13 protein-coding genes are annotated in these 19,766 nt (G+C 72.0%); 7 read left to right on the forward strand and 6 right to left on the reverse strand.

The window, feature by feature from the left end:
• Positions 1 to 814: maltotransferase domain-containing protein (locus tag ABD224_RS13620; protein WP_344049786.1), on the reverse strand; the 814-nt coding region annotated here is incomplete at its 3' end.
• 337 nt (positions 815 to 1,151) lie between these two features.
• Between ABD224_RS13620 and ABD224_RS13625 the strand changes: the two genes are divergently transcribed.
• Positions 1,152 to 3,800 carry a glycosyltransferase family 1 protein gene (locus tag ABD224_RS13625; protein ID WP_344049787.1) on the forward strand — a complete coding sequence of 883 codons (2,649 nt, stop codon included), beginning with the start codon at positions 1,152 to 1,154 and terminating at the stop codon, positions 3,798 to 3,800.
• A gap of 50 nt (positions 3,801 to 3,850) precedes the next feature.
• Here ABD224_RS13625 and ABD224_RS13630 read toward each other — a convergent pair whose 3' ends face one another.
• From ABD224_RS13630 to ABD224_RS13645, 4 genes are all read right to left on the reverse strand, one after another.
• Positions 3,851 to 4,369 carry a DUF1990 domain-containing protein gene (locus ABD224_RS13630; RefSeq protein ID WP_344049788.1) on the reverse strand — a complete coding sequence of 173 codons (519 nt, stop codon included), beginning with the start codon at positions 4,367 to 4,369 and terminating at the stop codon, positions 3,851 to 3,853.
• 74 nt (positions 4,370 to 4,443) lie between these two features.
• Entirely contained in the window at positions 4,444 to 6,102 is a 1,659-nt protein-coding gene (locus tag ABD224_RS13635) for a M4 family metallopeptidase (RefSeq protein WP_344049789.1), read from the reverse strand.
• 606 nt (positions 6,103 to 6,708) lie between these two features.
• The gene (locus tag ABD224_RS13640) at positions 6,709 to 8,562 is read right to left on the reverse strand and encodes an ABC transporter ATP-binding protein (RefSeq protein WP_344049790.1); all 1,854 of its coding nucleotides are present in this window, start codon (positions 8,560 to 8,562) and stop codon (positions 6,709 to 6,711) included.
• A complete protein-coding gene (locus tag ABD224_RS13645) occupies positions 8,559 to 10,571 on the reverse strand; it encodes an ABC transporter ATP-binding protein (protein ID WP_344049791.1) in 2,013 nt (670 codons plus the stop codon). Before ABD224_RS13645 ends, ABD224_RS13640 begins: the two co-directional genes overlap by 4 nt.
• A gap of 234 nt (positions 10,572 to 10,805) precedes the next feature.
• Here ABD224_RS13645 and ABD224_RS13650 point away from each other — a divergent pair, with 234 nt between their 5' ends.
• The 4 genes from ABD224_RS13650 to ABD224_RS13665 are packed head-to-tail and all read left to right on the forward strand — an operon-like array spanning position 10,806 to position 14,420.
• On the forward strand, positions 10,806 to 11,729 hold the full coding sequence (locus tag ABD224_RS13650) for an ABC transporter ATP-binding protein (protein WP_344049792.1): 924 nt from the start codon (positions 10,806 to 10,808) through the stop codon (positions 11,727 to 11,729).
• Positions 11,726 to 12,475 carry an ABC transporter permease gene (locus tag ABD224_RS13655; RefSeq protein WP_344049793.1) on the forward strand — a complete coding sequence of 250 codons (750 nt, stop codon included), beginning with the start codon at positions 11,726 to 11,728 and terminating at the stop codon, positions 12,473 to 12,475. Before ABD224_RS13650 ends, ABD224_RS13655 begins: the two co-directional genes overlap by 4 nt.
• An 11-nt stretch (positions 12,476 to 12,486) precedes the next feature.
• Positions 12,487 to 13,779, forward strand: a complete 1,293-nt coding sequence (locus tag ABD224_RS13660) for a sensor histidine kinase (protein ID WP_344049794.1) — start codon at positions 12,487 to 12,489, stop codon at positions 13,777 to 13,779.
• A complete protein-coding gene (locus ABD224_RS13665; protein ID WP_344049795.1) occupies positions 13,776 to 14,420 on the forward strand; it encodes a response regulator in 645 nt (214 codons plus the stop codon). Before ABD224_RS13660 ends, ABD224_RS13665 begins: the two co-directional genes overlap by 4 nt.
• A gap of 68 nt (positions 14,421 to 14,488) precedes the next feature.
• On the opposite strand, the gene glgX is transcribed toward ABD224_RS13665, so the two are convergent.
• The gene (gene glgX / locus ABD224_RS13670) at positions 14,489 to 16,819 is read right to left on the reverse strand and encodes a glycogen debranching protein GlgX (RefSeq protein ID WP_344049796.1); all 2,331 of its coding nucleotides are present in this window, start codon (positions 16,817 to 16,819) and stop codon (positions 14,489 to 14,491) included.
• Between the two features lie 257 nt (positions 16,820 to 17,076).
• On the opposite strand from glgX, the gene ABD224_RS13675 reads away from it, so the two are divergent.
• Entirely contained in the window at positions 17,077 to 18,279 is a 1,203-nt protein-coding gene (locus ABD224_RS13675) for a L,D-transpeptidase (protein WP_344049876.1), read from the forward strand.
• Between the two features lie 210 nt (positions 18,280 to 18,489).
• A complete protein-coding gene (locus tag ABD224_RS13680; protein ID WP_344049797.1) occupies positions 18,490 to 19,746 on the forward strand; it encodes a L,D-transpeptidase in 1,257 nt (418 codons plus the stop codon).
• Positions 19,747 to 19,766: the final 20 nt, after the last annotated feature.

Raw genomic sequence — 19,766 nt, forward strand, 5'->3', positions numbered from 1 at the left:
CGTGCGGCTGCTGGGGGGTGCCCTCGGAGCGGGGGAAGAACTCGTACCACGACCCGTACAGGGCCCGCTCCCGCTCCACCAGCAGCTCCAGCGGCTCGGAGGCGGTGACCAGCTCCCGCAGCGGCCACCGCGCCAGCACCGTATCCACCTCCGGCGTCAACGCCCCCGCCAGACGGGCGGCGGCCGGCCGGCTCTCGTCGCGCAGCGCCGTCACGGCGGCCAGGACCACGTCCCGGCCCTCCTTCTTCGGCACTCCGGCGGCGGCCCGCTCGTACAGCTGTGCGCCTTCCTCCAGGACGAGGTCGGTGTCCTGCCCGGCGGGAATCTTGATCTGTGCCTGGTGCCGCCAGGTGGTGACCGGATCGCTCCAGGCCTCGACCGTGTACGTCCACAGACCGGGCTCACCGGCGGTCACCTCGGCGCCCCAGCGGTCGGTGCCGGGGGCCAGCTCGCGCATCGGTGTCCAGGGGCCCGGGCGGCCCTCCGGGTCGCGCAGGACCACGTTCGCGGCCACCGCCTCGTGGCCCTCCCGGAAGACGGTGGCCGAGATCTGGAACGACTCCCCGGTCACCGCCTTGGCGGGCCTGCGGCCGTTCAGGACGATCGGGCGCACGTCCAGCACGGGGATCCGGCCCACGGCGGTGGCCCTGCCCGGGGAGGACCGCTTCGAGCCCGGTGCGGCCCGCCGGCCGGAGGCGCGGGAGGGCCCGGACGAGGCACCGGTGCCGGGCCGGCCGGAAGCTCCCTGTGCGCCGCGTGACGCGCTGCTCGCGCGGGTCGTCTGTGGTACTGCCGGATGGTGCTTGGCGGGCATGACCGCTCCTGTCCGCGTCAACGAGGGTGTGGGCGGATGTCTGTGGGGAGGTCCTGCGGAGGTGTGCCTGAAGGGGTACCGGTGGAGCCTTCCCACCCTATTCGGGTGAGCAATCCGGCACCTTGTTAACTACTCACGCGTATGCCGACACACAAGACCGGCCGGTCCGAAACCGGTGCCGACCGGTCCGGTCCGGACGCCGACCCGGTCCCTTCCGGGCACGGTGCACCCGGTGATGTCCACACCCAGCGGTGTCCGCCGCCGGGCCGGTACGGTTTTCAGTGTGACGGGGCGCACAGCGCAGTGCGTCCATCCAGCGAACGAGCCGAGGTGGCAAGTGAAGGCGATCCGTCGGTTCACCGTCCGTCCCGCTCTCCCCGAGCCCCTGCGCCCGCTCAGCGAGCTGGCCCGCAATCTGCGCTGGTCCTGGCACGCCGAGACCCGTGACCTCTTCCAGTCCATCGACCCCGAGCACTGGGCCTCCTCGGGGGGCGACCCCGTACGCCTGCTCGGCAGCGTTCCTCCCGCGCGGCTGGCCGAGCTGGCCGAGGACCGCCGCTTCCTGCGCCGGCTGACCGCCGTCGCCGACGACCTGCACGACTACATGACCGGCGACCGCTGGTACCAGAGCCGCCCGGAGGGCCTGCCCGCCGCCATCGCGTACTTCTCGCCCGAGTTCGGCGTCACGGCCGCGCTGCCGCAGTACTCCGGCGGCCTCGGCATCCTCGCCGGCGACCATCTGAAGGCGGCCAGCGACCTCGGCGTACCGCTGATCGGAGTCGGGCTGCTGTACCGGCACGGCTACTTCCGGCAGACCCTGTCCCGGGACGGCTGGCAGCAGGAGCACTACCCGGTCCTCGACCCCCACGAGCTGCCCGTCACCCTGCTGAAGGAGCCCGACGGCACCCCGGCACGGGTCTCGCTGGCCCTGCCCGGCGGCAGGGCCCTGCACGCCCGGATCTGGGTGGCCCAGATCGGCCGGATCCCGCTGCTGATGCTGGACTCCGACGTCGAGGAGAACGACCTCGGCGAGCGCGGGGTGACCGACCGGCTCTACGGCGGCGGCAGCGAGCACCGGCTGCTGCAGGAGATGCTGCTGGGCATAGGGGGAGTGCGGGCGGTCCGGGCGTACTGCCGGATCACCGGCCACCCCGACCCCGAGGTGTTCCACACCAACGAGGGCCACGCGGGCTTCCTCGGACTGGAGCGCATCGCCGAGCTGTGCGCCCAGGGCCTGGACTTCGACGCGGGACTGGAGGCGGTGCGCGCGGGCACGGTCTTCACCACGCACACCCCCGTCCCGGCCGGCATCGACCGCTTCGACCGGGAACTGGTCGCCCGCCACTTCGGGCCCGGCGCCGAGCTGCCGGGCATCGACGTCGAGCGGATCCTCCAGCTGGGCATGGAGACCTACCCGGGCGGTGAGCCGAACCTGTTCAACATGGCCGTGATGGGCCTCAGGCTGGCCCAGCGCGCCAATGGCGTCTCCCTGCTGCACGGCAAGGTCAGCCGGGAGATGTTCGCCGGACTGTGGCCGGGATTCGACCCCGAGGAGGTGCCGATCACCTCCGTGACCAACGGCGTGCACGCCCCGACCTGGGTGGCCCCCGAGGTCTTCCGGCTCGGTGCCCGGCAGGTCGGCCCCCACCGCACCGAGGACGCGCTGACCTCGGGCGGCTCCGAACGCTGGGACGCCGTCGCCGACATCCCCGACCAGGTCATCTGGGACCTCCGCCGCGATTTGCGCGAACAGCTGGTCGCCGAGGTGCGCGCCCGGCTGCGGGCCTCCTGGCGGCAGCGCGGCGCGGGCACGGCCGAGCTGGGCTGGATCGACGACGTGTTCGACCCCGATGTGCTGACGATCGGCTTCGCCCGCCGGGTGCCGTCGTACAAGCGCCTGACGCTGATGCTGCGCGACCGCGACCGGCTGATGGACCTCCTGCTGCACCCCGAGCGTCCGGTGCAGATCGTGGTCGCGGGCAAGGCGCACCCGGCCGACGACAGCGGCAAGCGGCTCATCCAGGAGCTGGTCCGCTTCGCCGACGACCCGCGGGTGCGCCACCGGATCGTCTTCCTGCCGGACTACGGCATGGCGATGGCGCAGAAGCTCTACCACGGCTGCGACGTCTGGCTGAACAACCCGCTGCGCCCGCTGGAGGCGTGCGGCACCTCCGGCATGAAGGCCGCGCTCAACGGCTGCCTCAACCTCTCGGTGCTGGACGGCTGGTGGGACGAGTGGTACCAGCCCGACTTCGGCTGGGCCATCCCGACCGCGGACGGGGCCGGCTACGACCCCGACCAGCGCGACGACATCGAGGCCGCCGCGCTGTACGACCTGCTGGAGCAGCGGGTCGCCCCCCGCTTCTACGAGCGCGGCCGGGGCGGGCTGCCCGACCGGTGGATCGAGATGGTCCGTCAGACCCTGGCCCGGCTCGGCCCGAAGGTGCTGGCGAGCCGCATGGTCCGCGAGTACGTCGAACGGCTCTACGTCCCCGCCGCCCACGCCCACCGCGCCCTGGACCCGGACACGGCCCGTGAGCTCGCGCGGTGGAAGGCACGGGTGCGCAGCGCCTGGCACGAGGTGACGGTCGACCATGTGGAGACCTCCTCCCCCGTCGCCGAACGCACCGGGGAGTCCCTCTCCACGGCCACCGCCGAACTCGGCACCACCCTCGGTCTGCGGGTGCGCGTGGGCCTGGGCAGCCTCGGCCCGGACGACGTGGAGGTGCAGGTCGTCTCCGGCCGGGTGGACGAGGAGGACCGCATCACCGACGCCACCGCCGTCCCGCTGAAGCCCACGGGCGCCCCCGACGCCGACGGCCGCTGGGTCTACGAGGGCCCGCTCTCCCTGGACCGCACCGGTCCCTACGGCTACACGGTCCGCATCCTCCCCGCCCACCGCCTGCTGGCCTCCAGCGCCGAGCTGGGCCTGATGGCGGTCCCCGCGGAGGGGACGGGCGAGGGAGCGGGGGTGCTGATGCGATAGCGCGCCGGCCGCGGGCAGTCGTACCGCTCGGGCGGTGCGACTGCCCGCAGTCAAGGCTCCGGTATGCCGGCGCACAGCCTCCGCAGCACCACACCGCAGCGCCGGGCGAACATGTGCTGCAGTCCCCGGGTGGCCGGTCCCGCCGCCCGGGCGTACCACGTCGCCGGTCTGCTGAACGAACTGACCGTCAGCCACACGGTTCCGTCTCCCGTACGGTTCACCACGAAGGCCTCTTCACCGCACGCCGGATGCCCCGGCAGCGTGCCGTAGGCCCACCCGGCGCGACGGTGTTCCTCGACCGTCCAGACCACCCGGCACGGCGCCCTGACGACCCCGCCGACGCTGACGGTGACGTCGACGCCGGGCGCCGCCCGCTGTGCACTCGTGTCGATGTCCACTCCGAGAGCCCGGTGCATCTCCCAGGTCAGCACCGCCTCGGACGCCCGTCGGAACACCTCCGTGCCCTCGCCGATGCGCATGCGCATGTGCAGGGGGTGGAAGCCCGGCGGGCAGTGACCCTCTTCACGCGTCGCGCCGACTTCCTCGTAGGTGAAGTCCTCCGTAGACATGGGACACAAGCCTAGGACGGCCCCCGGGAAAGGACCTCCTTTCCCGGGGGCCGTACCTGTCAACTGCCCTTGGTTCAGGTGACGTTGACCGCGGTCCAGGCCGCCGCCACCGTGTTGTACTCGGTGCTGCCGGAGCCGTACAGCGCCGCCGCCGCGTTCAGGGTCGCCGTGCGGGCGCCCTTGTAGGTGGTGGTCGACGTCATGTACGTGGTCAGCGCCTTGTACCAGATCTGCAGCGCCTTGTCGCGGCCGATGCCGGTGATCCTGGAGCCGTCGTACGTCGGCGAGTTGTAGCTGACGCCGTTGATCGTCTTCGCTCCGCTGCCCTCCGCGAGGAGGTAGAAGAAGTGGTTCGCGACGCCGGACGAGTAGTGCACGTCCCTGTTGCCCACGCCGGAGGACCAGTAGTCGGCGGAGGCGCCGTCCTTGCTGGGCCTGTCCATGTAGCGCAGCGGGGTGCCGTTGCCGTTGATGTCGATCTTCTCGCCGATGAGGTAGTCACCGGGGTCGGAGGCGTTGTTGGCGTAGAACTCCACGCCGGTGCCGAAGATGTCGGAGGTGGCCTCGTTGAGCCCGCCGGACTCGCCGGAGTACCGCAGCCCCGCGGTGTAGGAGGTGAGGCCGTGGGACATCTCGTGGCCGGCCACGTCCAGCGAGGTCAGCGGCTTGACGTTGCCCGCGCCGTCGCCGTAGGTCATGCAGAAGCAGCTGTCGGACCAGAAGGCGTTGATGTAGTTGTTGCCGTAGTGGACCCGTGAGTAGGCGGCCGTCCCGTTGTTCCTGATGCCGTTGCGGCCGAAGACGTTCTTGTAGAAGTCCCAGGTGACCTGGGCGCCGTAGGCGGCGTCGGCGGCGGCCGTCTGGTCGCTGCTGGAACTGGAGGCGGTGCCGGTGCCCCACACGTCGTCCGCGTCGGTGAACAGGGTGCCGGTGCCGGAGGTGCCGCGGGCCAGGTTGTACGTCCGGTGGCCGCCGCGCGTGGTGTCGTACAGCTGGTACGTCGATCCCGACCGGGTGGTGGAGAGGGTGACGGTGCCCGAGTACAGGGTTCTGCCGGTGCCGTTCACGACGCCCTGGTACTCGTACAGCTTCTCGCCGGTGGTCGCGTCGGTGATGACGTGCAGTTCGTTCGGGGTGCCGTCGTCCTGGAGGCCGCCGACGACCGTCTCGTAGGCGAGGACCGGTGTGCCGTCGCCCGCCCAGATGACCTTGCGCGGGGCCTGGTCGGGGGTGGTGTTCTCCGAGCCGGCCGCCCGGGCCAGGGTCACCGCCTGCTTCTCGGCCTTGGCGGCGGCGATCCTCGGCGTGAGCGTGTCCACCTTGATGGTCGCCTCGGTGGCCTTGGTGACGCCCTGGGTCCTGCCGGTCCTGGAGGTGTGGACGATCAGGTCGCCGCCGAGGACGGGCAGGCCCGCGTAGGTGCGCTCGTAGCGGGTGTGCACCGTGCCGTCGGCGTCCTTGACGACATCTCTGACGACCAGCTTCTCCTGGGCGCCGAGGCCTATCTCCCGGGCGGTGCCGACGGCGTCGGCCTGCGCCTGCTGGATCAGGGAGGTGCGCTCCGCGTCGGAGAGCAGGACGGGGGCGGCGGCGAGGGGGGCCGCGCCGGTGGAACCGGCCTGGGGCTGGGCCGAGGCGCCGGTGCTCAGACCGGTGCCGAGGAGGGCTCCGGCCACGACGGCGGTGGCGAGGGCCAGGGCGGTGCGTCTGGGACGCGCGTAGCGGGGAGTCACACAAGCTCCTTACGTGGGGGTGTCCGGCCGGCGTGGGGGTGCCGGACCGGAGCGGTGGTGGGGTGCAGTGCTCGTGCGGCGGTGCTGGAAGAGTGACACTACGGACGCGTACATGACAGAGTCCTCAGATGATGTTGGCCGAAAACCGATGGCTCGTCGGATGTTTCGGCGGGATGAACGAGTGATGTCGTGGGATCGCGGGGCTGCCGGAACCGCACGTGGACGGGCCGATTCAGGGGCGGCGCGGGCGCGTCGCCGGGCTGCCGCCGGTGCTCATCGCCGTCGGGATGCACGGGAAGTTGGCCGAAATTTCCCGATGGTCGAAGGTGGGTGTCCGGTATCCGGAGGGAAGGGGTGAGGCGGATGATCCCGCCTCACCTGTGTGAAAAGCGCGGGAGAACGAAGAGAGAACAGGAAGGGACAGAAAGGGAACAGAAGGAGAGCAGGCGCGCGGAGGACGAGCGGGGCCGGCGGCGGGCTCAGGGCCGCCGCTCGTCGCCGGCGGTCGGGCGTGTCCGGGTCCTCGTACGCGTCGATCACCGGTCACCCCCGATCCCGCCCGGCTCCCCGGGCCCGTCGCCGTCCGGTTCCGCGGGGTCCGGTTCCTCAGGCCAGGCTGTCCCGCCAGGCGCGGTGCAGACGGGCGAAGCGGCCCGTGCCCGCGATGAGGTCGGCCGGAGTGCCGTCCTCCACGATCCGGCCGTGCTCCATGACCAGCACCCGGTCGGCGATCTCCACCGTGGACAGACGATGGGCGATCACCACGGCCGTACGCCCCCGCAGAACCGTGGCCATCGCATGCTGCACCGCCTGTTCGCCCGGGATGTCGAGCGAGCTGGTGGCCTCGTCCAGGATGAGCACGGACGGGTCGGCGAGCAGCGCCCGGGCGAAGGAGACCAGTTGGCGCTGGCCCGCGGAGATGCGTCCGCCCCGCTTGCGCACGTCCGTGTCGTAGCCGTCGGGCAGGGCGCTGATGAAGTCATGGGCGCCGATCGCCTTCGCGGCCCGCTCGATCTCCTCGCGGGTGGCGTCCGGACGGCCGATGGCGATGTTCTCGGCGACCGTGCCGGAGAACAGGAACGCCTCCTGCGTGACCATGACGACCCCGCGCCGCAGCTCGGGAGCGGCCAGGTCGCGCAGGTCCACGCCGTCCAGCAGCACCCGGCCGTCGGTCGGGTCGTAGAAACGGGCGAGCAGCTTGGCCAGGGTCGACTTGCCCGCGCCGGTGGAGCCGACCACGGCGACGGTCTGGCCGGCCGGGATGGTCAGGTCGAAGCGGGGCAGCACCTCCCCGCCCGTGCGGTAGCCGAAGCGGACGCCGTCGAAGACCACCTCACGTCCCGGCAGACCGGACTCGAGCGGCGGGAGCCGCTTGGGCACCGACGGCTCCGGAACCGACGGGATCTGGGCCAGCAGACCCGCGATCTTCTCCAGGGAGGCCGCCGCCGACTGATAGGAGTTGAGGAACATGCCCAGCCGGTCGATCGGGTCGTACAGCCGCCGCAGATACAGCACCGCCGCCGCCAGCACACCCAGCGCCAGCGACCCGTCCGCCACCCGGTAGGCGCCCCACAGCACGACCAGCGCCACCGTGATGTTGGCGGTGATCCGCGAGCCGACGACATAGCGGGCCATCTCCAGCAGCGCATCGCCGTTGGTCCGCTCGTGCCGCCGGTTCAGCACCGCGAAGTCGGCGTCGTTGGCGGCCTCCCGGCGGAAGGCGCGCACCGGCCGGATGCCGTTCATCGTCTCGACGAACTTCACGATCACCGCCGCGATGGCCGTGGACCGCCTGCGGTACACCCGCCCCGCCCGCCGCCGGTAGGACCGCACGATCGCGTACAGCGGCACGAACGACGCCACCGCGACCGCGCCGAGCCCCAGGTCCAGCCAGAGCAGCAGCGTCAGGATGTAGACGGAGGACAGGGCGACCGTCACCAGCTCCTGCAGGCCCTCCTCCAGCAGCTCGCGCAGCGACTCGACGTCGGTGGTCGAGCGGGAGATGAGCCGGCCCGAGGTGTAGCGCTCGTGGAAGTCGATGCTGAGCGCCTGCGCATGCCGGAAGATCCGGCCGCGCAGATCGAGCAGCACGTCCTGGCTGACCCGGGCGGAGACGGTGATGAACGCGTACTGCAGCGCGCCGGACGCCGTGGCGCACAGCAGATAGCCCACCGCCACCGCGATCAGCGGCCCGTGGTCGTCGGCCCGGAACGCGGGCACCGCACGGTCGATCGCGTACGCCACCAGCAGCGGCCCGGCCTGCGCCGCCGCCTGCTGGAGCAGCAGCAACAGCGCGGCGAGGACGACATGGCCCCGCAGGGGGCGGAGCAGAGAACGCAGGAGTGCGCCGGTGGCGCCCGGGGGAGCGGGCAGGACGTCCCGGTCGAAGGGACCGCCGGCCTCCTCGGGCGACCGGTCGTCGTCCCGGTCCGGGGCGGGCGCGGTGGTGGTCGCCGTCATCGGATGTCCTCCTGTTCCGCCTGTTCCACCCGTTCCGCCTGCTCCGCCGCCGGGGTGCCGGACATGAGGTGGGCGTACTCGGGGTTGGTGCGCAGCAGTTCGTGATGGGTGCCGACGGCGGTGATCCGGCCGCCGGAGAGCAGGGCGACGCGGTCGGCCAGCAGGACCGTGGAGGGGCGGTGCGCCACGATCAGGGCCGTGGTGTCCGCGAGCACCCGGCGCAGGGCGGCCTCGACCGCGGCCTCCGTGTGCACGTCGAGCGCGGACAGCGGGTCGTCCAGCACCAGGAAGTCGGGCCGGCCGACCACCGCCCGGGCGAGCGCGAGGCGCTGCCGCTGCCCGCCGGAGAGGCTGAGCCCCTGCTCGCCGACCTGGGTGTCCACGCCCTGCGGCAGCGTGTGCACGAAGTCGGCCTGCGCCACGCCGAGCGCCCGCTCCAGCTCCTTTCTCCCGGCGGCGTCCCCGGCGCCCATCAGCACGTTCTCCTCGACCGTGGCCGAGAACAGCGTCGGCTCCTCGAAGGCGACGGCGACCCTCGAGCGCAGCTCCTCGCGGGACATGTCCCTGATGTCGACGCCGTCCAGGGTGATCCGCCCCGAGGTCACCTCGTACAGCCGCGGGATCAGGGCGGTCAGCGTGGTCTTGCCGCTGCCGGTCGCACCGACCAGGGCCAGGGACTCGCCGGGGCGGATGTGCAGGTCGACACGGTCGAGGACGGGCGGGGAATCGGCGGGGGCGTCGGGGTAGCGGAAGGTGACGTGGTGGAGCCGCAGCCCTTCGTCGCCGCGGGGGACGGACCGGGCGGCGGACCGGCCGACGGAGGCCGGGACGCGGTCGCCGTCCTTCTCGGCCTTCTCGTCTTTCTCTTTTCCAGCCTTCCCGGTCTCCTTGGGCCCCTCGGCCCTCCCGGCTCCCTCGGCTCCCTTGTCCCCCTTGCCTCCCTCGTCTTCCTCTTGTTCTTCCTCTTGTTCCTCCCGCGCGTCCATCACCTCGAAGTACCGCTCGGTGGCGGTGGCCGCCTCCTGGCTCATCGCCAGCAGGAACCCGATCGAGTCCACCGGCCAGCGCAGCGCGAGGGCCGTCGACAGGAACGCCACCAGCGTGCCCGCGGACAGGTCCCCGTCGGCCACCCGCACGGTTCCGAGCACCAGTGCCGCCCCGATGGCCAGCTCCGGCAGCGTCACGATGACGCCCAGGATCGTGGCCAGCAGCCTGGCCTTGTGCAGCTCCGTGCCGCGCAGCTTCTCCGACAGCTCCCGGAACGCCCGCGCCTGACTGCGGTGCCGGCCGAACCCCTTGATGATGCGGATGCCGAGCACGCTCTCCTCGACGACCGTGGTCAGATCGCCGACCTGGTCCTGGGCGAGCCGCGCCGCCCTGGAGTACCGCTTCTCGAAGATCACACAGGTGACCACCACCGGCACGGTCGGGATCAGGAGCACCAGCCCCAGCACCCAGTCCTGGACCAGCATGATGATCATGCCGACGAGGATCGTCACTCCGTTGACCAGGAGGAACGTCAGCGGGAAGGCCAGGAACATGCGCAGCAGCATCAGGTCCGTGGTGCCCCGGGACAGCAACTGTCCGGACGGCCAGCGGTCGTGAAAGGCGATCGGCAGCCGCTGCAGATGCCGGTAGAGATCCGCCCGCATCGCCGCCTCGACCCCCGACAGCGGCCGGGCCACCAGCCAGCGCCGGAACCCGAACAGCAGCGCCTCCGCCAGCCCGAGCAGCAGCAGGTACAGCGCGCCGAGCCACACGCCCGCCGGGTCCCGGCCGGCGATCGGCCCGTCCACCATCCACTTCAGGACGAGCGGGATGACCAGCCCGACGCAGGAGGCGAGGACGGCGATGAAGGCGGCGGTGAACAGCCGCACCCGCACGGGCCGCACGTACGGCCACAGCCGCAGCAGGGTGCGCACGGTGGAGCGGGCCTCGGAGGGGGCGTCGCGGAGCGCTTCGGCAGGCGCTTCGGCGGGCGCTTCAGGGGGAGGGAGTGTCGTGGCCATCAGCGGTGAGCCTACGGATGGTTCCTTGCGCTTCCCACCGAGTTTTGACCGGACCCGGCTCGGTCCTCGGTCCTACGACCTGCGCGAACGGCCGTTCCCACACCGGGGATTCCCGCTCCGACGTGCTTTTGGCCCCCCCCCGGGAGTCGTACGGCCGCATCAGCCGATCGGCCGATGCGGCTTCGAGCGGGACGGCCGATGCCCGGCCGCCCCGCGTTCCGCGAGGCTGATGCCATGCCCGTCATCGACGTCACCGATCTGCGCAAGTCCTACGGCGGCCGGCCCGCCGTCGACGGCGTGTCCTTCACCGTCGAGGAGGGCGAGATCTTCGGGATCCTCGGCCCCAACGGCGCCGGCAAGACCACCACCGTCGAATGCGTCGAGGGCCTGCGCGTCCCCGACGCGGGACGGGTCCGCGTCGCCGGCCTCGACCCGGTCGCCGACCACGAGAAGGTCACCCGCGTCCTCGGCGCCCAGCTCCAGCGGAGCGAACTCCAGGACAGGCTCACCGTCCGCGAGGCCCTGGAGCTCTACGCGTCCTTCCACCCGCGGCCCGCCGACTGGCGTCCGCTCGCCGAACGGCTCGGACTCGTCCCGAAGCTGACCACCCGGTTCGGCAAGCTCTCCGGAGGACAGAAGCAGCGCCTGTTCATCGCGCTCGCCCTGGTCGGCGATCCCCGGGTGGTGGTGCTGGACGAGCTGACCACCGGCCTCGACCCGCGCGCCCGCCGTGACACCTGGCAGCTCATCGAGGACATCCGCGCGAACGGCGTCACCGTCCTGCTCGTCACCCACTTCATGGAGGAGGCCCAGCGGCTCTGCGACCGGATCGCGGTGATCGACAAGGGCCGGGTGGCCGCCCTGGACACCCCGGCCGGACTCATCCGCCGCTCGACGGGCGCCACCGTCATCAGCTTCACCCCGTCCGCGCCGCTGGACGAGGACGAGGTGAACGCGCTGCCCGGCCTCGTCTCGGTCGAGCACCGGGGCCGCCGTGTCACGCTGTCCGGCACGGACGAGACGGTCGACGCCGTCATCACCCTGCTGGCCCGCTCCCACGTCACCGCCCACCAGCTCCGGGTCACCGACGCCACACTGGACGACGCGTTTTTGGACCTGACGGGGAGGTCCGGCCCGGACGAGGAGGTCACGGCATGACCGCCGCCGTGCTCAACACCGCCGTCCTGCGCACCGAGATCCGTCTCTTCGGGCGCGAGCCCGGCCACCTCTTCTGGATCCTGCTCTTCCCCACCCTCCTGCTGACGGTCCTCGGCGCCGTCCCGTTCTTCCGCGCACCCGACCCGTCCCTCGGCGGGCTGCGTCCCGTCGACGCCTATGTGCCGGTGGCCGTCCTCCTCGGCCTGATCCTCGGCGGACTGCAGGGCATGCCGCAGACCCTCACCGGCTACCGCGAACGCGGCATCCTGCGCCGGATGTCCACCACACCGGTACGGCCCTCCGCGCTGCTGACCGCGCAGATGCTGGTCTTCGGCGGGGCCGCGCTGCTCTCCGCCCTGACCGCGCTCACGGCCGGCCGGCTCGTCTTCGGCGTCCGGCTCCCGCGGCACCCCTTCGGCTATCTGCTCGCCCTGCTGACGGCCGTGCTCGCCGTCCTGGCCCTGGGCGCCGTGATCTCCGCCCTGTCCCGCACGGCGCGGATCGCCGGCGCGGTCGGGTCGGCCGTGACGTTCCCGGCGATGTTCTGCGCGGGAGTGTGGGTGCCGGTGCGGGCCATGCCGGACCCATGGGCCCGCATCGCCGGCTGGACCCCGTTCGGCGCCGCCGCCCGGGCCCTGGACGCGGCCGCGGCGGGCGACTGGCCCGGCTGGGACCACCTGGGCGTTCCGGTCGTCTGGACGGTGGTGCTCACAGCGGCGGCCTCACGCTGGTTCCGCTGGGAGTGAGCACACCGGACATGCCCGACAATGACGCCGTGACGGCGACGGTGACGCAGAAGGCGACGCTCGACGAGCGGTGGGCGGTGTTCCACCGCTGGGGCCCGTACGTGCTGCTGCTGGCCGGCACCCTGGTCTCCTGGTCGGCCGCGGACGCGATCGGCATGACCGCCGGCGAGCGGTGGGCGAGCGGTGCCCTGGTCGCCGGGGCCGCCGCCCTGCACCTGTGGTGGAACAGGGCGGCACGCACCCGCCCGGGACCGTCCGCGGCGAGCGTCTGGTACTACGCCGCCCGCTGGGCGATCGGCTTCGCCCTCACCTGGATGAACCCGCTGTTCGCCTTCTACGCGGCCATCGGCTACTTCGGCGTCGACCGCCTGCTGCCGCGACGGGCACGCGCGGCGGGCCTGTTCGCCACCGCCGTGACGGTCGCGGGCTCGCAGTCGGGCGGACTGCCGCCGGGCGGGGCCATGGACTGGCTGCTCTTCGGCGCGGTCCTCGCCGTCAACGTCCTGCTGGTGGCCCTCTTCGGCCACCTCGGCGCACTCGAGGAGGCCCGCACCCGTGCCCAGGAGGCGACCATCGCCGAACTGGAGCGCACCAACGCGGCGTTGCAGCAGGCCCTCGACGAGAACGCCGCCCTGCACGCCCAGCTCCTGGTCCAGGCCCGGGAGGCGGGGATCGCCGACGAGCGCCGGCGGCTGGCCGCCGAGATCCACGACACTCTCGCCCAGGGCCTGACCGGCATCATCGCCCAGCTCCAGGCCGTGGCGAGCGCCCCGGACGCGACCACGGCCCGCGAGCACGTCGACCGCGCGATCGACCTGGCCCGGCACAGCCTGGGCGAGGCCCGCCGCTCCGTGCACAACCTCGCCCCGGTCGCCCTGGCCGACGACGGACTGCCGCAGGCGCTGGAGAAGACGGTGACGGAATGGGGCGAACGCACCGGCATACAGGCACGGTTCACCACCACCGGAACCGTCGAGCCGCTCCACGACGAGGTGGCGGCCACCCTGCTGCGCATCGCCCAGGAGGCCCTGTCCAACACCGCACGGCACGCGCGGGCCACCCGGGTCGGTGTCACCCTCTCCTACATCGGTGACGAGGTCACCCTCGACATCCGCGACGACGGGTGCGGCTTCGACCCGCTCGCCCTTCCCGCCCGCAGCCGCACCGGCGGCTTCGGCCTCGACGGCATGCGCGCCCGCGCCGAACGCATCGCCGGCTTCCTCGACGTCGAGTCCGAGCCCGGCCATGGCACGGCGGTGTCGGCTCGCGTACCGTTGGTCCGCCATGACGGAGGTCCGCCATGACTGATACGTCCGACGAGCCGGCCATCTCCCTGCTCATCGTCGACGACCATCCCGTCGTACGGGACGGCCTGCGCGGCATGTTCGCCTCCGCGCCCGGCTTCCGTGTCCTCGGCGAGGCGGCGAACGGCGTGGAGGCGCTGGAACGGGCCGCCGCCCTCGACCCGGATGTGATCCTCATGGATCTGCGCATGCCGGGCGGCGGGGGAGTGGACGCCATCCGGGAACTGTCCCGCCGGGGCGCCCGCGCCAAAGTGCTCGTGCTCACCACGTACGACACGGACTCCGACACCCTCCCCGCGATCGAGGCGGGCGCGACCGGCTACCTGCTGAAGGACGCTCCGCGCGAGGAGCTGTTCACCGCCGTCCGGGCCGCCGCGAAGGGCCGTACGGTGCTCTCCCCGGCCGTGGCCTCCCGGCTGGTCTCCGCCGTCCGCGCGCCCGCCCCCGGCCCTCTGTCCGCGCGGGAACGCGAGGTCCTCGCCCTGGTCGCCAAGGGCACCTCCAACCGGGAGATCGCCCGTGAGCTCTTCATCAGCGAGGCCACCGTGAAGACCCATCTCACCCACCTGTACGCCAAGCTCGGCGTCAAGGACCGCGCGGCGGCGGTCGCGGCGGCGTACGAGCGGGGGATTCTCGGGTAGTCCGCCCGGCCGCCCGGCCGTCGGCTCATCGGGCCATCACCAGTGCGCCGAGCGGCCCGCCGGCCTTGTCAGTCCGCCGGTCCGCCAGTGCGCCGGTCCGCGACCCTGAACAGCAGGACGGAGCGGGCGGGTACCGTGATCGTCGTGCCCGAGGCGTGGAACACGCCCGGCGGCCGCGCCTGTTCCTCCCGCGAGGTGTCCACGATCACCTCGTAGCGCTCCGCCCACGGCGGCCCCGGCAGGACGAAGCTCACCGGATGCTCCCCGGCGTGCAGGACGGCCAGGAAGCTGTCGTCGACGACCGGGGCGCCGCGCTCGTCGCGGCCCGGGATGTCCCGGCCGGAGAGATACATGCCCAGGGTGGCGGCGGGGGCGTACCAGTCGCCTTCCGTCATCTCCGTGCCGCGCGGGGTGAACCAGGCCAGGTCGCGCAGCCCGTCCGCCGACTGCGCACGCCCGGAGAAGAACGCGCGGCGGCGCAGCACGGGATGCCGCCGGCGCAGTGCGATCAGCCGGGCGGTGAGCTCGTACAGCTCCCGCCAGCCGGGGTCCTCCAGCAGGCTCCAGTCCAGCCAGCTGATCTCGTTGTCCTGGCAGTAGGCGTTGTTGTTGCCGCCCTGGGTGCGGCCCATCTCGTCACCGGCGACCAGCATCGGCACGCCCGTGGACAGCAGCAGCGTGGTCATCAGGTTCCGCAGCTGCCGGCGCCGCAGCGCACGGACCGACTCGTCGTCGGTCTCGCCCTCCGCCCCGCAGTTCCAGGAGCGGTTGTCGTCGGTGCCGTCCCGGTTGTCCTCGCCGTTGGCCTCGTTGTGCTTGCGCTCGTACGACACCAGGTCCCGCAGGGTGAAACCGTCGTGCGCGGTGACGTAGTTGACGGAGGCGTAGGGACGGCGGCCGTTCCAGGCGTACAGGTCGCTGGAGCCGGACAGGCGGTAGCCCATCTCCCGTACGTCCGGCAGGGCGTGCCGCCAGAAGTCGCGCACGGTGTCGCGGTAGCGGTCGTTCCACTCCGTCCACAGCGGGGGGAAGGCGCCCACCTGGTAGCCGCCCGCCCCGACGTCCCACGGCTCGGCGATCAGCTTCACCCGGCGCAGCACCGGGTCCTGGGCGATGACCGTGAGGAACGGGGAGAGCATGTCCACGTCGTGCATGGAGCGGGCCAGGGCCGCCGCCAGGTCGAAGCGGAAGCCGTCCACGCCCATCTCGGTCACCCAGTAGCGCAGCGAGTCGGTGATCAGGCGCAGCACATGCGGCTGGACCACGTGCAGGGTGTTGCCGCAGCCGGTGTAGTCGGCGTACCGGCGCGGGTCCGCCTGCGGACGGTAGTAGCGCCGGTTGTCGATGCCCTTCAGGGACAGTGTGGGGCCGTACTCGTTGGCCTCCGCCGTGTGGTTGTAGACCACGTCGAGGATCACCTCGATGCCGGCCGCGTGCAGCGCGCGCACCATCCGTTTGAACTCGCCCACCTGCTGACCGGCGGTGCCGGAGGCGGAGTACGCCGCGTGCGGGGCGAAGTAGCCGATGGAGTTGTAGCCCCAGTAGTTCCTCAGGCCGCGGCGCAGCAGATGGTCCTCGTGCGCGAACTGATGCACCGGCAGCAGCTCCACGGCCGTCACACCCAGGTTCACCAGGTGCTCGATCGCCGCCGGGTGGGCCAGGCCGGCATAGGTGCCCCGCAGTTCCTCCGGGACCCCGGGGTGCCGCCGGGTGAAGCCGCGCACATGCAGCTCGTAGATCACCGAGTCGGCCCACGGCGTCTTGGGCCGGCGGTCGTCGGACCAGTCGTCGTCGTCATGGACGACGACGCCCTTGGGCACGTACGGCGCCGAGTCCCGCTCGTCGCGCACGGTGTCCGCCACCGACTGGTCGGGCCAGTCCCGGACGTGCCCGTACACCTGAGGGGGCATCCGGAACTCGCCGTCCACCGCGCGCGCGTACGGGTCGAGCAGCAGCTTGGCCGGGTTCCAGCGGGCGCCGGTCCACGGGTCCCAGCGGCCGTGCACCCGGTAGCCGTAGCGCTGTCCCGGCATCACGCCGGGGACGAAACCGTGCCAGATCTCGTGCGTCACCTCGGTGAGACGGGCGCGGGTCTCCCGGCCCGACTCGTCGAACAGACACAGCTCGACCGCCTCCGCCCCGCCCGCCCACAGCGCGAAGTTGGTGCCCGCCACCCCGTCCGGGCCGACCCGGAAGCGGGCGCCCAGGGGCGCCGGCGCGCCCGGCCACACCGGCACGCCGGGCGGCTGTGCGGTGCGGAGGGCGCCGTTCACGGCGGCGGACGGGTGGTTCCCTCGGGCGGCGTGCTGGTCCTCGGCGGTCCGCGCCGTGGCGGTGGCGCATCCGTCCCCGGTGGCGCGTCCGCTCGCCACCGCCTCCTGCTCGGCTGCGCTGGACACCTGGTCGGCCCCTTTTTTTGGTTTTCGCGGCTCTTGTGGTCCTCGCGGCTGCTGCGGTCCCTCGCAGCTCGTCCGCCTCCGGTCCGCCCCTTTCCGCGGCCGGTTCCCGGGCTCGGCTCCTTGTCGCGCGGTCCTCCACCACTGTTCTGCCCACGGCGTGCCCCGCACTCACGTTTCCCCGGGCGGACCCGGTCGTTGGGCAGCCCGTGAGGCATGCAACTGGGTGCACGCGGCGCGCACGGCGCGCGGGAGCCGTGCTGGCCGCCGTAGTGACATGGGCAGGACTGCTGGCCGGGGCTGCCGGCTGCACCTCGGGCGGCGCCCGGGGGATCGACCGGTTCTTCGACAAGCCCCGGACGGCCGAGGAAGTCGTCAAGGTCTCGCCGGACGACGGCAGCAAGAACGTCGGGCCCGGCGAGAAACTGCGGGTACGGGTCACCGGCGGACATCTGAAGTCCGTCACGGTCGTCAAGTCCCAGGACGCGCGGGACACCCCGGTGCCCGGCCACTTCTCCCGCGACCACACCGTCTGGCAGCCCGACGACGACCGGCTGGCCCTCGCCGCCGCGTACACCGTCGCCGTGGTGGCCGACGACGAGGCCGGGCGCCGCGTCACCCGGCGCACCACCTTCGCCACGCTGGTCCCCGAGAAGCGTTTCATCGCCTACGTCACCCCGGAGGACCGCTCCGTCGTGGGCACCGGGATGATCGTCTCCCTGGCCTTCAACCGGCCGGTCACCCACCGCGCCGCCGTCGAACGGGCCATCCGCGTCACCGCCGATCCCCCGGTCGAGATCCGCCCGCACTGGTTCGGCTCGAGCCGGCTCGACTTCCGCCCCCGTGAGTTCTGGAAGCCGGGCACCCGGGTCACCGTCGACCTGCGGCTGAGAGACGTCGAGGGGGCACCCGGCGTCTACGGGCTGCAGTCCAAGACCTTCTCCTTCACCATCGGCCGCAGCCAGATCTCCGTGGTCGACGTCGCCGCCCACACCATGGAGGTGCGCCGCGACGGCCGGCTGCTCGCCACGCTTCCCATCACCGCCGGGGAACCGAAGCACGCCACGTACAACGGGACGATGGTGGTGATGGAGATGCACGAGGTGACCCGGATGAACGGGGCGACGGTCGGCTTCTTCGACGCCGACGGCAAGAGCGAGTACGACGTCCCCGACGTCCCGCACGCCCTGCGCCTGACCACCTCCGGCACCTTCCTGCACGGCAACTACTGGTCGAACCCGGACGTCTTCGGCCGCAAGAACGTCACCCACGGCTGCGTGGGGCTGAGGGACGTCAAGGGCGGCGGGACCGACACCCCGGCGGCCTGGTTCTTCGACCGCAGTCTCATCGGCGACGTCGTCCGGGTCGTCAACAGCGACGACAAGACGGTCTCCCCCGACAACGGCCTCGGCGGATGGAACATGGACTGGGAGCAGTGGAAGGCGGGCAGCGCGGTCGGGTGACCGGCCGGCGGCCGGTGAGCGACCGGTGGGCGAGCGGACCGGGCGGGGAACGAGGCCCGCCCCCGCTGTCCGCCCGCCGGCCCCCGAAGTTGGGACTGAACAGTGACAATCGGCTGACAATCCGCCCCTGACCTTGTGGTTACTATGCGGCTCAGTGCGTGAGAGCGCACCGGGGTGCGGGGCCGGCAGGCCCGGGGAGGGGAGAGGAACGTGAACGTTCGGCCGATAGCGAGAACGTCGGCGGACGCGCGGGGACGACGGGGGAACAGGCGGCTGCTGGCGCTGGTCTCCGGAGTGCTGGTCCTCGCCGTCACCGCGTGCGGCGGGAACGCCGCGGGCGAAGGAGCGGGGAAGGGCGAGGACAAGGATTCCAGCACGGTCCAAAGCAAGCAGTCGCAGGCGGTCGTGACCATCGCGCCCGAGAACGGCGCCAAGTCCGTGGACACCAGCGGCACCCTCAAGGTCGGCGTGAGCAAGGGCAGGCTCACCCGAGTTGTCGTCAAGGACCCCAAGGGCACCGAGATTCCCGGGAAGATATCCGGCGACGGCAGCTCCTGGACGCCGAGCAGGCACCTGGCCACCTCCACCACGTACACGGTCCACGCGGTGGCCAAGGACTCCGCGGGCGTCGAGACGGCCAAGAAGTCCAGCTTCACCACGCTGACCCCGAAGAACACCTTCACCGGCCGCTTCACCCCCGAGGACGGTTCCACCGTCGGCGTCGGGATGCCGTTCTCGCTCCGCTTCACCCGGGGCATCACGGCACCGGAGGCCGTCGAGAAGGCGATCGAGATCAAGACCGAGCCGCCCGTCGAGGTCGCCGGCCACTGGTTCGGCAACGACCGCCTCGACTTCCGCCCCGAGCACTACTGGAAGGCCGGCACCAAGGTCACCGTCAAGCTCGACCTGGACGGTGTCGAGGGCCGTCCCGGCGTCTACGGCAAGCAGTCCAGGACCGTCTCCTTCACCATCGGCCGCAACCAGGTCTCCGTGGTCGACGCCAAGAAGCTCACGATGAAGGTCATGCGGGAGGGCAAGGTCATCAGGACCCTCCCCGTCACCACCGGCGCACCGGGCACCGAGACCTGGAACGGCCAGATGGTCATCAGCGAGAAGCTGAAGGTGACCCGGATGGACGGGGCGACGGTCGGCTTCGTCGGCGCCGACGGCAAGGGCGAGTACGACATCCCCGACGTGCCGCACGCCATGCGCCTGACCACCTCCGGCACCTTCCTGCACGGCAACTACTGGAGCGGCGGCGCCTTCGGCAACTACAACGCCAGCCACGGCTGCATCGGCCTGCGCGACGTTCGCGGCGGCTACGACAAGAACACGCCCGCGGCCTGGTTCTACAACCAGTCGATGATCGGCGACGTGGTGATCGTCAAGAACTCCCGCGACCGGACGGTGGCCCCGGACAACGGGCTCAACGGCTGGAACATGTCCTGGGAGGAGTGGAAGGCGTAACGCGCCGCCGACGCCCGGCC

Origin of the sequence: Streptomyces thermoalcalitolerans, from assembly GCF_039525155.1 — a bacterium.
In the GTDB taxonomy this organism is placed as follows: Bacteria; Actinomycetota; Actinomycetes; order Streptomycetales; family Streptomycetaceae; genus Streptomyces; species Streptomyces thermovulgaris.